The 14109-nt window shown below is 49.0% G+C and carries 12 protein-coding genes; 1 reads left to right on the top strand and 11 read right to left on the bottom strand.

Annotated features, from left to right (window positions below; genetic code table 11):
- Positions 1 to 122: 122 nt before the first annotated feature.
- The 3 genes from AC58UX_RS30260 to AC58UX_RS30250 form a co-directional block, all read right to left on the bottom strand.
- A complete protein-coding gene (locus tag AC58UX_RS30260) occupies positions 123 to 1688 on the bottom strand; it encodes an extracellular solute-binding protein (protein WP_497259774.1) in 1566 nt (521 codons plus the stop codon).
- A 112-nt stretch (positions 1689 to 1800) separates the two neighbouring features.
- The gene (locus tag AC58UX_RS30255; protein WP_497259772.1) at positions 1801 to 2682 is read right to left on the bottom strand and encodes a carbohydrate ABC transporter permease; all 882 of its coding nucleotides are present in this window, start codon (positions 2680 to 2682) and stop codon (positions 1801 to 1803) included.
- A 15-nt stretch (positions 2683 to 2697) separates the two neighbouring features.
- Entirely contained in the window at positions 2698 to 3657 is a 960-nt protein-coding gene (locus tag AC58UX_RS30250; protein WP_497259770.1) for an ABC transporter permease, read from the bottom strand.
- Positions 3658 to 4236: 579 nt separating this feature from the next.
- Here AC58UX_RS30250 and AC58UX_RS30245 point away from each other — a divergent pair.
- On the top strand, positions 4237 to 6255 hold the full coding sequence (locus tag AC58UX_RS30245) for a Na+/H+ antiporter (RefSeq protein ID WP_497259768.1): 2019 nt from the start codon (positions 4237 to 4239) through the stop codon (positions 6253 to 6255).
- Between the two features lie 9 nt (positions 6256 to 6264).
- On the opposite strand, the gene AC58UX_RS30240 is transcribed toward AC58UX_RS30245, so the two are convergent.
- The 8 genes from AC58UX_RS30240 to AC58UX_RS30205 all read right to left on the bottom strand — a co-directional run bounded on the left by AC58UX_RS30240 (position 6265) and on the right by AC58UX_RS30205 (position 14087).
- Complete coding sequence (locus AC58UX_RS30240) at positions 6265 to 7395, bottom strand: glycoside hydrolase family 88 protein (protein ID WP_497259766.1); 1131 nt, start codon at positions 7393 to 7395, stop codon at positions 6265 to 6267.
- Positions 7396 to 7531: 136 nt separating this feature from the next.
- Positions 7532 to 8341: a DUF2935 domain-containing protein gene (locus AC58UX_RS30235; protein WP_497259850.1), complete on the bottom strand. Its 810-nt coding sequence runs from the start codon at positions 8339 to 8341 to the stop codon at positions 7532 to 7534.
- A 122-nt stretch (positions 8342 to 8463) separates the two neighbouring features.
- Positions 8464 to 10044, bottom strand: a complete 1581-nt coding sequence (locus AC58UX_RS30230) for a helix-turn-helix domain-containing protein (protein WP_497259764.1) — start codon at positions 10042 to 10044, stop codon at positions 8464 to 8466.
- A 103-nt stretch (positions 10045 to 10147) separates the two neighbouring features.
- Positions 10148 to 10519, bottom strand: a complete 372-nt coding sequence (locus AC58UX_RS30225; protein WP_497259762.1) for an iron chaperone — start codon at positions 10517 to 10519, stop codon at positions 10148 to 10150.
- A gap of 98 nt (positions 10520 to 10617) precedes the next feature.
- Positions 10618 to 11196 (bottom strand): nitroreductase family protein, encoded by a 579-nt coding sequence (locus AC58UX_RS30220; protein ID WP_497259760.1) that lies wholly within the window; start codon positions 11194 to 11196, stop codon positions 10618 to 10620.
- Positions 11177 to 12025, bottom strand: coding sequence for an ABC transporter ATP-binding protein (locus AC58UX_RS30215; RefSeq protein ID WP_497259758.1), 849 nt, complete (start codon positions 12023 to 12025; stop codon positions 11177 to 11179). The genes AC58UX_RS30220 and AC58UX_RS30215 overlap by 20 nt, the downstream gene beginning before the upstream one ends.
- 11 nt (positions 12026 to 12036) lie before the next feature.
- Positions 12037 to 13080, bottom strand: coding sequence for a FecCD family ABC transporter permease (locus tag AC58UX_RS30210; RefSeq protein WP_497259756.1), 1044 nt, complete (start codon positions 13078 to 13080; stop codon positions 12037 to 12039).
- Positions 13077 to 14087 carry a FecCD family ABC transporter permease gene (locus AC58UX_RS30205; protein ID WP_497259754.1) on the bottom strand — a complete coding sequence of 337 codons (1011 nt, stop codon included), beginning with the start codon at positions 14085 to 14087 and terminating at the stop codon, positions 13077 to 13079. The genes AC58UX_RS30210 and AC58UX_RS30205 overlap by 4 nt, the downstream gene beginning before the upstream one ends.
- Positions 14088 to 14109: the final 22 nt, after the last annotated feature.

Raw genomic sequence — 14109 nt, 5'->3', positions numbered from 1 at the left:
TTTACCCCTTCTTATCATCACCGATCTCATCCTTCCATCAATAAAATACATCAACAATAAAAGAGCACCCACCTGAGCGAGTATGCTACCTGCTTCAGATGGGCACGAGTCATGCGACAAACTTACTTCTTACGGTTTGCGTTATACCAGTCGGTTAATTCCTTGATTGCTTTATCTCCACCTTGTTTTTTCCAGTTAGCAACATACTCATCAAAGTAGTCCAGCGGCTTCTCGCCGAGAATAATTTTGGCAGCTGCCTCTTGGAAAGAGCCTTTGTAACCAAGATCTGCGTTCTTCGTCAACGTTTCTGAAGGCGGCATACCTGCAGTCGGATTAGGGATACCTTCTTTACGGGACGTTTCGATCGTTTGAATCAGCTTGTTGTAAGCTTCATCGTTATTAATTAACACCTTCTGAGCTTGCTCATGGAAGCCATGCATTTGGAACACAGCGGAACGCCATTTCAAATCAGGATCTTTGTCTGCATTGTACTTAAGAGTTGTCCCCTCTTTGGTGTAGGATTGCCCTTCAATACCAAGCTCCGTGAATAGTTGCCCCTCTTCGGAAACGAGCCAATCGAACATTTTCACAACAGCTTCAGGGTTTTTCGTATCTTTGTGCACGACAAATGTTTTCAATACTGGCTTCTCTACGCGACCCAATTTCCCATCATAGCCTTCGCCTCTAGGCGTTGCGATAGCGAGCACGTTTGGCTTTTTATCTGGAAGCAATTTGCTAAGTTCTTTTTGCCAAGGATCCCAAGCGCCGAAAACAACGTGGTTCCAGGAGCCAACAAGGTCGGACTTAATTTTTTGATCCCAAATCGCCCGTGTATTCGTCAAGAATTCGGTATCGATCAGCTTCTCTTTGTACATCGTGTTGAGCATGCCCAAAGCTTTTTTCATATTTGGGTTCACAAAGCCAGGCATTACCTCATTATTGTAAAGACTGTTGGAGTCCAGATTCACCCCATACATCCCGAAAATGTTATCTGCCCACTCAAATTTCTCACGAGAAGCGAATGCAATTTCATCTTTCTTGCCATTGCCGTTCGGATCCTTATCACGGAAAGCGCGCAGCATATCCAGGAACTCCGCAGATGTCTTCGGCTCCTTAATGCCGAGCTTATCCATCCAATCTTTACGTACATAGATGACACGTTCTGCTGGTGCATTCCCTTGCGCTAGTTGCGGAATCGCGAGAATTTTACCATTCAATGTAACCGCGTCCCATGCGGATTGCGGGATGTTTTTCTTCAAATTCGGACCGTATTTATCGATCAACGGCTTCAAATCCATCGCCAAACCGTTGATAACCAGATCAGAGGTCTCAATGCCCCACACCATGTGAACGTTAGGAATATCGCCGGAAGCGAACTTTAATTTGAGCTGATCCATGTAGTTCTCATGCGGCAGGAAGGTGATGTTGAGATCTGTATTTGTTTTTTGTGCGAGATATTTAACCGTAGTCAAATCCATGGACTTGCCTGCTGGAATCTGTTGCGCGTTATTGGAGACGAAAATGCTAATTTTCTCTGGAGCCGCTGGCGTCGCACTTTGGCTAGCAGCAGGTGCAGCGGAAGGTTGTGTCGTTGTTGTGGCGCTTTTATTTGAGGAGCAGGCAACCGTAGCACCCGCAATACATACCACACTTGCAAGCGTAACCAATTGTTTAAAATTAACTTTCATAGAATAGACCCTCCCTAGTTTCTTCATTATAAAATAGTTAGTTTGTTAGATTCATCTGGACATTACTGGAATTTGCCGAAACACCCCCATTATGGAATCAGATAAGGAACGCCTACTCTTTTACTGAACCCAAGAGCGCCCCTTTAATGAAGTGCTTTTGTAAAAACGGATACACAATAATGATAGGGATCGTAGCGATTACGATTGTAGCCATCTGCAAACCTTGAGGCGTTACAGCGGTTGACAGTTCTAGGACCGATTGCCCGCCGGCAGAATCCATATCGAATTGCGAGATGAGCTTATACAAATACAGTTGCAAAGGCTGAAGTTCGCGATCAGTGATGTACAATAACGGCGCGAGATAGTTGTTCCAATGCCCCACTGCGTAAAATAAAATCAGCGTGACATTGATCGGCATCGATAACGGCGCCACAATGCGCCACACGATCCGGTACTCCGACATGCCATCCACCCGAGCGGCTTCAAAAAGCTCTTCCGGAATCGATCGCATAAAGGTGATGCACAGCATCATATTGAAGGCGCTGAGCGCACCTGGGATAATGAGTGACCAGATACTGTTGAGCAAGCCTAGGCTTTTGACAAGGATGTACATCGGTACCATCGGAGCCTGGAAAATCATCGTAAAAATGATGAAAAGAAGAATTGCCTTGCGGCCGCCCAACCACCCTTTGGATAGCGGATAGGACGTAAGAATCGTCAGCAGCATATTGATGGCCGTTCCAATTAGCACAATCTGAATCGTAACCCCGAATGATTTCCAGAATACTGCGTTTTGGATAACGAATTCGTAATTGAGTAGATTAAAGCCTACAGGCCAAAGTGACACCTCGGAATGGATAATGGCTTCATTTGAACTGAGTGAGCCCGCAATTACATTCATTAACGGGATGGCAACCGCAGCGCAAAAGAGCAGTAACAGAAGAACATTCGCTGTATCAAAAGCGATTTCACCTGGTGTTCGTTTGATTTTCATCGTCGTATCGCCCCTTTAATATAGCCCTTCACCGGTTGTCCATTTACTCACACGGTTCGCAATAATGAGTAAGAGGAAGCCAATGACCGATTTAAACAATCCGATTGCCGTCGTGATACTGTACTGACCTTGCAGGATGCCCGCTCGATACGTGTATGTATCCAACACATCCCCTGTCTCAAACGTGGCTGGATTCAAAAACTGATAAATTTGCTCGAAGCCAGAGTCCATGATATGTCCCATTTTTAGCATCAATAGAATCATGATCGCCGGCAGCAGGCCTGGCACCGAAATGTGTAAAAACTGCTTCCACCGATTCGCCCCATCCATCCGTGCCGCTTCATATAATGAGGGATTAATGCCCGCAAGCGCAGCGATGAAAATGATGGCGTTCCAGCCCATTTCCTTCCAAATTCCTGAAATGATAATGATCGGGCGGAAATATTCCGGCTTCTGAAGATACGCGATGGTTTCACCATTGAACGAGGAAATTACGTGATTTACGAGTCCCTGTGTCGGCGATAGCAGCATATACGTAAGTCCGAAAACGATCGTCCATGATAAAAAGTGAGGCAAATACAGCACCGTTTGGGTAATCCGCTTGAATGCCATCGTTCGTACTTCATTGAGCATGATGGCCAGCAGGATCGGCAGCGGGAAGGCAAACACAATTTGATATAAGCTGATTAACAGCGTATTTCGGAGCAACCGTCCGAATTTGTCATACGTGAACAGTTGATGGAACCATTTGAACCCAACCCATTCACTCCCTGTGAAGCCTTTGAAAATGTTGTAATCCTGAAAGGCGATGAAGCTCGCCATGAGGGGGAGGTACTTGAACACTAGAAAATACAACAGTCCAGGTATCAGCATGATATAAAAAGCTCGATGCTTTAGGACGTATTTCCACCATCCTCGTTTCTTTGTTGCGCCGGTTGACCGCTGGACAACCTCATTCACAGTAGCGGATTTCATCTGCTCTCACCTACACTATCTATTTGTCTTATGTATTTATTATAGGTTTGGGGGTGTGGGACCAACAATGAGGGTGGATGTCGATTTACTGTAGTAAAAGTCTTTTTGTGGGGGGAGGAGCGACGTTGCAGGTGGTGAGCAGACCCCTAGGAAAATAACTGGAAAAGGTACAGCTAATATTTGACTTTTCGCTCGAATATGGATTTTAACTGGAAAACATGCAGTTAATTTCTCCCAAAATGATGATTTCGGCAAAAATGGCCCGAATTAACTGGAGGAAATCCATCTATTCTGATGCAGTAGCAAAATCTAGCAAAATTAGATGTAGAAAATCCAGCTATTGGTGTTGCTGGGGAGGCGTGTGGTGAGTGGCGGTAGTGTCGGGGCGCAGTGTGGAGGGGATGTGTGCTTGAATAGCTAATGAGCTTGGGTCGTAAGTGTGGAGAAAAAGCAAAAAGAGCTGCCCTTAGGCAGCTCTCCCGTCCGTTGTTTATGGTCAGCTTTTTTGGTATATTTCTCCATGAGCGTTCGCAATGAAAGTCCGTGCGACGCACATTCGCAACTTAAAGGAGAAGTATGATGGAATTATTTGCTACGATCTTAATTCTACTCGCACTGATTGGTATATCCAACATCCTGAACGGCCAATTCCCGCTCGTGCCCGTTCCACTCATGCAAATAGCGCTCGGTATGAGCGTCGCTGCTTTCCCATCCGGCCTGCACATGCACCTCGAGCCGGAGCTGTTCTTCGTGCTGTTCATCGCCCCGCTGCTGTACAACGACGGCAAGCACGTGTCGCGGACCGAGCTATGGAAGCTGCGCGTCCCGATCCTCCTGCTCGCGGTCGGCTTAGTCTTCGCGACGGTGTTCCTGATCGGCTACGCCATCCACTGGATGATCCCGTCCATCCCGCTGCCTGTCGCGTTCGGCCTCGCAGCCATCCTATCGCCGACGGACGCAGTCGCGGTCGGCAGCCTGGCTGGCCGAATCCGGCTGCCGAGCAGCCTCAAGCACCTGCTCGAAGGCGAGGCGCTCATGAACGACGCGTCGGGTCTCGTCGCGTTTAAATTCGCGATCGCCGCGGCGCTCACCGGCAGCTTCTCGCTGGCGAACGCAAGCGTCAGCTTCCTCCTCATCGCGATCGGAGGCATCGTGGTCGGTGCGGTTACGGCGCTGCTCATCTCCGGCGCCCGGTTATGGCTTCGCCGTTCGGGTCTCGAAGACGAGACAATGCATATGCTCGTCCACCTCTTGACGCCGTTCGCGCTGTACATGATCGCCGAGCACCTCGGCGTATCCGGCATCTTGGCCGCAGTCGCCGGAGGCGTCGTGCACGCGATCGAACGCGACCGGATGTCGAGCATCAAGCCGTTGTCCCACGAGCTGTCGGACAACACGTGGTCTGTCATCGTCTTTATTCTCAACGGCCTCGTTTTCGTCATTCTCGGGCTACAGCTGCCGAGCGTGTTCAACGAGGTGTTCAAAAATCCGCTGCTGAACAACGGAGAAGTGATCGGTTACGCAGTCGTCATCTTCCTCATGCTGATCGCCCTGCGCTTTCTATGGGCGTACTCATTCTCACACGGCGGTCGATGGATCGGCAAGAAGACTGCGTCCAACGTCAAAATAACGTTCAGAATGCTCGCGATGACCTCCCTGTCCGGCGTACGTGGAGCAGTGACGCTCGCGGGTGCCTTCTCGATCCCGCTGCTGCTGGACAACGGGGCGCCGTTCCCAGAACGAAGCCTCGTCATCTTCTTGTCAGCGGTCGTCATCTTGCTGTCGCTCGTCGCTGCGAGCGTACTTTTGCCGCTCTTCGCGCAGAAGCCTGCCGAGGACAAAGCAGCGGAGCGCGCGGCCACCGAGCGCAAAGGAGAACAGCTTATCATGGGCGCGGCCATCCGCGCTGTCCATTCGGCGACGACCGAAGACAATGAGGTCGAGTCAGCATCCGTCATCGCCGATTACGAACGCTGGCGCAGAAATCCGGACGCCGACGTGCGTCGCATGCAGCGCAGCAAGGACGACCTGGAAGAGCGAGAAATGCGGCTCAAAGCCATCGAAGTGGAGCGTCGCACGGTGAACATGCTGCTGCGGAACGATCACATCACCGAGACGCAAGCGACTCTGTTCCAAAGCAATCTGGAACAGATGTCGATGGTCTTGTCCGGGCGTACGAACCTGCTCGTACTGCTGGTGAACTTCTGGTGGCAAGAGCTGAAGGCACTCTTAACCAAACAAGAGTCCCGCTTCAAAGCGATGCGGGACTTGTCGAAAGCGGATCGGGAAGCGATCCGCGGGTTGAAAGTGCAAACGTGCGAAGCTGCGCTTTCCTCCCTCCGTACGGAACGCACATGCGATGCCAGGGCATCCGTCATGACCCATTACGAGGACGTGCTGGCGAGATTGACAGCTCCGTACTCGTTCGGGAAGCCCCTTGAAGGCGACGAGGAAGTGCGGCGCGACCTGCAGTGGATCGCCATTCAAGCTGAGCGGGATGAAGTGCAATCGCTGTTTGAACAAGGCGAAATCACACGCGACGTCGCCAACAAGCTGCGCCGAACAATTCGAACGCGCGAAGCGACGATATTGGAGTAAAGTTCCTTACTACCAAAACAACTCGCCATGCCCAAGCAATCTTGAAAGACCCTCTGCAAAATAGTAGTCACCATAAATAAGCGGAACATCGATATTCTTACCTTCAGGGTAGTGGCTAGTCCCATGTGTGACTAGCCCTTCTTCGTTTTCGGAGTCCCACGCACCGTAGTTCGTGTAAAGCGAATGCAAGATGCGCTCACCCGCATCGCGGTAAAGGGACGCTTCTTGGCTGTTCACTTGCTCCGCGATCAGGAGCAAGCCGCATGCCGCGCATGCGCCTGCTGAGGAATCGCGGTACGCCGGGATGCCATCCGGCAAGCGGAAATCCCAATGCGGCACATGGTCTTCCGGCAAGTTCGCCAAGAAGAAGTGCGCGGCACGCTTCGCTGCCTGCAAATATTTTTCATCGCCTGTGTACTTATAGCTGAGGCTCATGCCGTATATCGCCCAAGCGGTCCCACGGGACCAAGCCGATTCAGGCGCAAACCCTTGCCCACCGTTCACGGAAAGCTTTTCACCAGTGGCAGGATCAAAAATCACGATATGGTTCACCGAACCATCGGGACGGATAAAGTGCTCCACCGCCATGTCCGCATGTCGAACGGCGATTTCTTTAAAGCGCGGGTCGCCTGTCGTCAGCGAAGCCCAGTGCAGCAAAGGCAAATTCATCATGCAGTCAATAATCGCCCAGCCTGCATTGTCTTCACCCTCGCGCCACGGGTTCCACGCGCGTATGTAGCTGCCTTTTACATTGAATCGTGCGGCTAGCAAATTCGCAGCCAGCAAGGCGCGACGCTTAGAGTCATCTGCGCCAGTCAGTTTATAGCGCGCGACACTCGTCAGCGTCCACATGAAACCGATATCGTGATCCAGACGATAGTAGTCGGTTACGACTTGATCGAGCTGCTGTTCGCAAGACTCAGCCAATTGTTTTAGCCCCTCATCCTTCGTATCTCTATACAATAGCCACAGCAGCCCCGGCCAAAAGCCAGCCGTCCACCAATAAGCAGGCTCCAGCTTATACTCTCCACCAACACTCGCATGTGGGAAGCCGTCACCAATTCGATTGCTTGTTTTACCTACTTTTGCTACTGTTTGTGCCCATGCTTCTTGAGCCCAACCCTTCTGAATTGTCGTCATCTGAGCCTCTCCTCACCAAGGTTTTGTAAAACGTTTAACCTATTATACCACCTGGCTTTGAGAAATGCTCGACCTGTTTAAAATTGGTTGCGAAAAAGCCACTTGCTTCTGCAAGTGACCTTGTCAATCGAATCGTTTACTGTCCCCCATGCTCCTCCCTCAACCCATGCACAGGATTCCCAATTAAGCATTGTTCGAACATATCAATAATAGCCAGGAACCGCTCCGCCTCACGAAACACATGATCCGCCAGCAAGGGATGGATAATGCTCTTGATTTTACATGCTTCAATTAATTCACGGGCTGTCTTCTTAAAATCACGGAGTGCAACGACAGAGACACGATTCTGGTCGAGGAATTGGTCCAAGAGCGGCTCGGTTTGGGATTGCGGCCTCATCCCGCTTAAATCAATGGCTTGGAAGAGGAGCTGGTCAAAATCATGACTAAAATTCCGCGCTTGTTCCACTAACTGACGTTCAGACGGGTCCAGCAAGTGACCAATAAATTTGGCGTGATCCGCCATAATGCGCAAGAAAAACACATTTTCATCAATAATCGCATCGGGCAGCGGCTCTAATCGTCCTGTATTCAATTCGTGTAATCGGTTGCGAAAATAGTTGGCCTCTCGACTGGTATGGTCGACTAACAACGGAAAATTGTTGCCGCCTGGGAGCTTGCATTGAATAATAAGACCGAGAACTTTCCTTTTGAATGCCCAAATATGGGCAACAGCCGCAGCGACTTCCGTATTAAATCGCCTAATTTGATCAGGGTCTGTTAGCTCTGTATACGAATGGGAACGCCCCTCAATGTGCTCAAAAATAGTATAATAATGATTGGCTTCTTGAATCAGCAGCGTATCCTCACACCGAAAACCAAGCTTGAGAAATAAAGAATGTTCCTTCATAATACGTGACCAGAACCGAACCTCATCTAATGAACGCATTACGAACTCATTGGACAAATCGCGCACTCTCCTCACCATGCTGTTCTTCTATCCCATGTATAATGAGCAGACGTCGTATATATGCCACATTCACCATACTAGGACAACAAGTGCGGATTTATTTACCCTAAATTGAGCAACTCATCAATGATCTGATGTTGACCGTTCGGTGCCCAGCTCATTCGAATCCAATTGGAGATCACGTGTGTTCGGCTGTTCTTCCCAGCCTGCATCGCTTCCCAGGAAGTTCCATTCAGTACACCTGCGTTCAGAACTGTGTCGTCAAATTCAGCTAGACGCTTATCGATCAATAGATAGTCTGTTTCAAAAAGCAGCATGCTCTCCAACGGGAATTCCTTCGTTCTTTCATTTAAAGGAACACAGCTGCCAGGCTTTAAGCCAAGCTCCCCGTACAACAGATTACTAAGGGGGTGGTCTACCAGCCCCTGCACACGGATTTTCCGATTGTATAATCGGACTAAGGAGACACTGCTATTTCCTATCGTATTTGTTAAAAAGTCTTTTGCATAATTGACTCTTAATGCTAGTTGAGTGAGGCATTGCTGCGCTTCTTTCTCCCGTCCAACCAATTCCGCTATTCGCATATAGTACTTTCGCCAATCCATCGAGAAATCTACGATGACGGTTGGTGCTATTTGCTTCAGCTGATCAAGAAGCGGAATGTGTCTGTAATCAGCGATAATTAACTCCGGCTGGTAGTTACGCATGCCCGCCAACTGGACCCCAATGTGCCTTTGATTTTCCTCGACACCTAATTCCAACTGGCGAAACCCATTCAATGCAAAAGCGTCCTCCACACCAAGGGTCCGCAAACAATCCAGATACCCAAAACAGGAGGCAACGGCGACCTTTAAATGTCTCCTTTTTACATACATCATGGGAGAAATACCTACATTGCTCTTAAACATGCGGCTAAAATAAAACTCATTCCCGAAGCCCACCGCCGTTGAAATATCTTTGATCGAGGGATCGGGCTGTTGCAGCAATTCTTTCGATGAATCAATGCGAATGTGATTTAAATATTCAACCGGAGACATCGACTTCGCTTTCTTGAAGCTCCTTGAATACGAAGTCGGCGTTAATCCGGCGATGTCCGACAAAGTTTCCAATTTGATTTTATGAGAAAAATGCTTGTACATATACGTGATACTTTGATCAATCCCCTTCGACGCATCCTCGCTATCAATCGAAGCAGGCACTTCCTGCGGTATCGCATGAATTAGACTTTGAAACTTGAGCTGAATTCTGGGATCCTTGATTGACTTGGATCGACTTTCTTCATAGAGCTGCTCTATAGCCTCGACGTGTTGCTTAACTTGTTTGATTTGAAGCTTGCCTGTTGGAAAAAGCGAGGGCTGCGACGCAGCAGGAGTGCAATGAAAGCTACCCTTCAGTTTCGAAAATGAGACGCTTCTTACATTCAAAATGTAGAACTCTAAATAATCCGACTCAAGCATCACTTCAATCGGCTTGCCTTGCGTTAAATAGTAAGTCTGGTTGGGCTTGATTGGCACAGCCTGATTATCGACACAGAGAATGCCTTTGCCTAGGGTTACAACAATGAGCATATCTCCGGGGATTTTTTTTCTATGCAGCGTATTTCGCTTATGGAATCGACGTTTACGTATGGATGTGAGCATAAGAAGGGAATATTCCTGAACTGAAACCGGAATCGGCAGCATATGAAGCTTCCACCTCCTGAATTTTATTGATAACGATTCTCATTACCATAAAACTCAGTATAAATGCTTTCCATTTACTTGAAAAGTTTTTTTGCTAATCTTGTTATTTTCTCCAAAAAGTTGAACAATCTGCCTTATCCAAAATGTTGAAGTCAATCATTTTCTCCAGTAATGAAAAATCAACCGGACGATCCCACGGAATACGTACTAACTCCTTCGTATGTTCATAGCCTGCCTGCACAATGTCAGCAGAGAATTGATGCATACCTGCCTTCTCAGGGGCAACAGCCAGATGACGTTTGGATACGCTAAAGCCAATAATAAATGTGTCATGATCGGTAAACATAGGTTGATTCCACGCAATTTTGGGCACTAAATTTGGAAATTTCTTCGTAACCCAAGTCAGAACTTCTTCCGTTCGGTCCCGATGTTGTAAGTTATCAATCTTCGCTAAATATTCCGCAAAAGCTTCCATATGATTCCCTCCTGACTAATATTCCTAGTATCTCCAATTGTAACAGAAAAAGCGCACGAATCCCCAAAAGTGATTCGTGCGCATATGTAAATGACTATTTATAATTCTATAATCGTCAGCATCTCCTCCGCCGACTTCCGTGGCTGAACGGCTGGGATCGATGCTGGGTAGCCAACATGCAGGACACCGACGATTTTCTCATCGGACTCCAAGCCAACTACCTGTTGAAACTCGGTCTCATAGTTATAATTGTTCGTTTTCCACACGACACCGAGCCCTTGCTCCCAGGCTGCGAGTTGGAAGTTTTGGATGAGGGCGCAGACGGCACCGTAGTCTTCATCCCATTGCTTTTGGCGCGTGTCTTCCTTCAGAATGACAACAAGATGCGCGGGTACCTTCAGGAAGTACTCCCATTTGGGCTTCCCGTGTTTGGCTCTCATCTCCACGTCATCATAGCATTGGAGCATCGCATCAGCTAATGTTTCCCGTCCTTCTCCCTTATACAAAATAAACCGCCAAGGCTGTCTGTTCCCATGATTCGGCGCCCATACGGCTACATTTAGCAGCTCGAGCAGCAACGCATCTGAAACAGGGTCTTGCTTGAACTCGCGAATCGTTCTTCTTTCTTTAATCACATCGGCAACTGTTGCCACTTGTTTAACTTCGGATGAGCTCATGCTTCACTTCCTCCTCTGTTTTCTTAGCTTTCGGCTTCTCAGCCCTTCGACCCTTCCCTTTCGGAATGCACATCGGTGTACCGAAGAACGGATCCTCCATAATGTCGCATTCCATACCAAATACATGCCGAACTAGCTCCGAGTTGATAACTTCCTCTGGTTTTCCTTGGGCAAAAACCGATTTATCTTTAATCGCCACGAGATGATGCGCATATCGACAAGCTAGATTGAGATCATGAAGAACCATGACAATCGTTCGCTGTTCTCGTTCATTTAGTTCAAACAACAAATCCAAAATATCCACTTGGTGAGCCATATCCAAATACGTGGTAGGTTCATCCAACAGGATCGTTTGGGTCCCTTGCGCGAGAGTCATCGCGATCCACGCCCGCTGGCGCTGGCCGCCGGACAAGGAATCAACGGAGGTTTCCGCCAGTTCGGTTGTTTTGGTAACCGCTAAGGCCTCATTCACTTGGCGCTCATCTTCATCCGACCATGCTTTTAGCCAATTCTGGTACGGATACCGTCCTTGTTTTACCAACTGAAATACCGTTAACCCTTCCGGGGCAATCGGACCTTGCGGCAAGATCGATAAGCGCTTCGCGATCTCTTTTGTCGGAATTTCCGTGATATGCTTGCCATCGAGAATGATCTGGCCATCGGCAGGCTTTAATAAGCGTGCCATCGCACGCAGGAGTGTGGATTTCCCGCAGCCATTTGAACCAATCAATACGGTAATCTTGCCTTTGGGAATCGACAGATTCAGCTGCTCTATAATATTTTCGTTGCCATAGGTCAAATTTAAATTTCGGGTCTCCAAAGTTGGCACTCTCTTCACTCCTATCTTGAATTTCGCTTGGTGTACAGCAAGTAGATGAAAAAGGGTGCCCCCACCGCTGCCGTAAATACACCGACTGGCACATCCAACGGCAGGAAGAACGCTCTTCCCGCTAGATCAGCCAACATCACGATAGCCCCTCCGAGTAAAGCTGAGACGGGTAAAAGGCTGTCAAAGCTTGAACCAACCCATTTGCGCGCCATATGCGGAGCAATTAACCCAATGAAACCGATCGCGCCAGCCACGGAAACGGCAGAACCCGCCAGCGCCACACTGATGAGCAGCAATAATAAGCGGTTGACCTCCACTGCGCTTCCCGCACTTGCTGCCACATCATCCCCGAGCTGTCCGATATTGACATGGCGAGCTAAGAGAAAGGCAAGCGGAATCAAGATAACCGTCCATGGCAGAACGGTGATCACATTTTCCCAGTTCGCCGCGTAAACCGAGCCTGTCAGCCATAAGTAAGCTGTGCCAGGATCATTTTTCGGACTGAAAACAATCATCATCGTCGTCGCAGCCGACATCAGCGAGGACATCCCGATGCCGACCAGAATGAGGCGGATCGGTGTGACCCCTTTTTTCCAAGCTAGCAAATACAAAATAACAGAAACAACTGCAGCGCCCAGCATCGCCGAGACCGGCAGCCACCGAATGCTGATCATGCCATTGAAATAGGTAAGGAATGTGACAGCAGCCACCGAAGCTCCGCCGGTTACGCCCATCATGTCTGGGGATGCCAATGGATTTCGAATAATCCCCTGCATGATCGCACCTGCCGCAGCCAGCGCAGCGCCTACTAACATGGAAATGACAATGCGCGGTAGACGCAGCTTTTGAACGACCATGGTGTGATCGTCAGCACCCGTGCCAATAATGCTTTTCACAACATCAATCGGAGATATGTACATCTCGCCCATCCCTGTGCTTACAATCGCAATGAGTATGCAAACGATCAGGAGGGCAAGGGAGATGATGAATGCTTTTTTTTCGACTAAAAAAGAAATCTCACCGCGCCGCAATCGAACTGGAACGTGACCCTTCATGATTTGATAAGCCCCCTTCGTGCAATATAAATAAAGAACGGGGCACCAATAATGGCCGTCATAACGCCGACAGGCATTTCCTCAGGAATCATAATAAATCTTGCAGCCAAATCCGCCAGAATGAGCAGAATCGCACCTAGCACGGCACAATAGGGAATGACCCAACGATGATCAACACCGATAAAAAAACGCGAGATATGCGGAATCACGATGCCAATAAACCCGATAGGACCTGCGACAGACACGGAGCAACCCGCCAGTACGACAATAAGAAGGCCTGCGGCTGATTTAACCCAGATCGTCTTTTGACCCAAGCCTTTCGCTGTATCCTCACCCATGAGAAGTAAATTCATATCCCGTGCAATGAACCATGCAGCTACCCAGCATACGGCCATGAAGGGAATTACTGTGATTAACATATCTGGAGATCGTCCGGCAATCGTACCCGTCAGCCAGAACAGCACCGTACTCAGACCTTGTTGATTTAATACCAGAATGCCTTGTGTAAAAGAAGAGAACATCGCGGTCATGGCTGCGCCTGCGAGCACGATTTTGAGTGGGGTCAAGCCATCTCGGCCAAAAGAGCCCAAAATATACACGGACAAGGCGCCGACTGCCGCTCCGATAAAAGAGATCCACATCAACGCTTGCATCGATGAGATCGATAAAGCGACCGCCGCAAGGACGACGAACAACGTTGCTCCTGCGTTGACCCCGAGTACGCTCGGCGATGCCAGCGGGTTGCGCGTGAGCGTCTGCATCAACGTACCCGCGATGGCCAAGCTAGCGCCGATGGCAGCAGCAATGCACGCTCTAGGCACGCGCGTTGTGCGAAGAATGATTTGATCATTGATATTCTCATCGTAATGAAAGATGGAAGCCCATGCCGTATGCCAGTCAAACTGCGTCGCCCCGAAAAGAATGCTGGAGACAAAGCTCCCCAGCAGGATCAGGACCAGCGTGAACAGCCCGGCGGTTTTCCATACGCTTGTATTCATAAGATTCATGCTGACAATCTCCTTGGAATCC

Source organism: Paenibacillus sp. J22P90, assembly GCF_059692195.1.
This window is presented reverse-complemented; position numbering and strand designations above follow the sequence as displayed.

Excerpts from the sequence above, each read along its gene's own strand:
- AC58UX_RS30225 (WP_497259762.1), bottom strand. The coding sequence starts at position 10,519 with ATGGAAGCTTTTGCGGAATATTTAGCGAAGATTGATAACTTACAACAT.
- AC58UX_RS30210 (WP_497259756.1), bottom strand. The coding sequence starts at position 13,080 with ATGAAGGGTCACGTTCCAGTTCGATTGCGGCGCGGTGAGATTTCTTTT.
- AC58UX_RS30235 (WP_497259850.1), bottom strand. The coding sequence starts at position 8,341 with ATGCGTTCATTAGATGAGGTTCGGTTCTGGTCACGTATTATGAAGGAA.
- AC58UX_RS30205 (WP_497259754.1), bottom strand. The coding sequence starts at position 14,087 with ATGAATCTTATGAATACAAGCGTATGGAAAACCGCCGGGCTGTTCACG.
- AC58UX_RS30245 (WP_497259768.1), top strand. The coding sequence starts at position 4,237 with ATGGAATTATTTGCTACGATCTTAATTCTACTCGCACTGATTGGTATA.
- AC58UX_RS30255 (WP_497259772.1), bottom strand. The coding sequence starts at position 2,682 with ATGAAAATCAAACGAACACCAGGTGAAATCGCTTTTGATACAGCGAAT.
- AC58UX_RS30230 (WP_497259764.1), bottom strand. The coding sequence starts at position 10,044 with ATGCTGCCGATTCCGGTTTCAGTTCAGGAATATTCCCTTCTTATGCTC.
- AC58UX_RS30220 (WP_497259760.1), bottom strand. The coding sequence starts at position 11,196 with ATGAGCTCATCCGAAGTTAAACAAGTGGCAACAGTTGCCGATGTGATT.
- AC58UX_RS30240 (WP_497259766.1), bottom strand. The coding sequence starts at position 7,395 with ATGACGACAATTCAGAAGGGTTGGGCTCAAGAAGCATGGGCACAAACA.
- AC58UX_RS30260 (WP_497259774.1), bottom strand. The coding sequence starts at position 1,688 with ATGAAAGTTAATTTTAAACAATTGGTTACGCTTGCAAGTGTGGTATGT.
- AC58UX_RS30250 (WP_497259770.1), bottom strand. The coding sequence starts at position 3,657 with ATGAAATCCGCTACTGTGAATGAGGTTGTCCAGCGGTCAACCGGCGCA.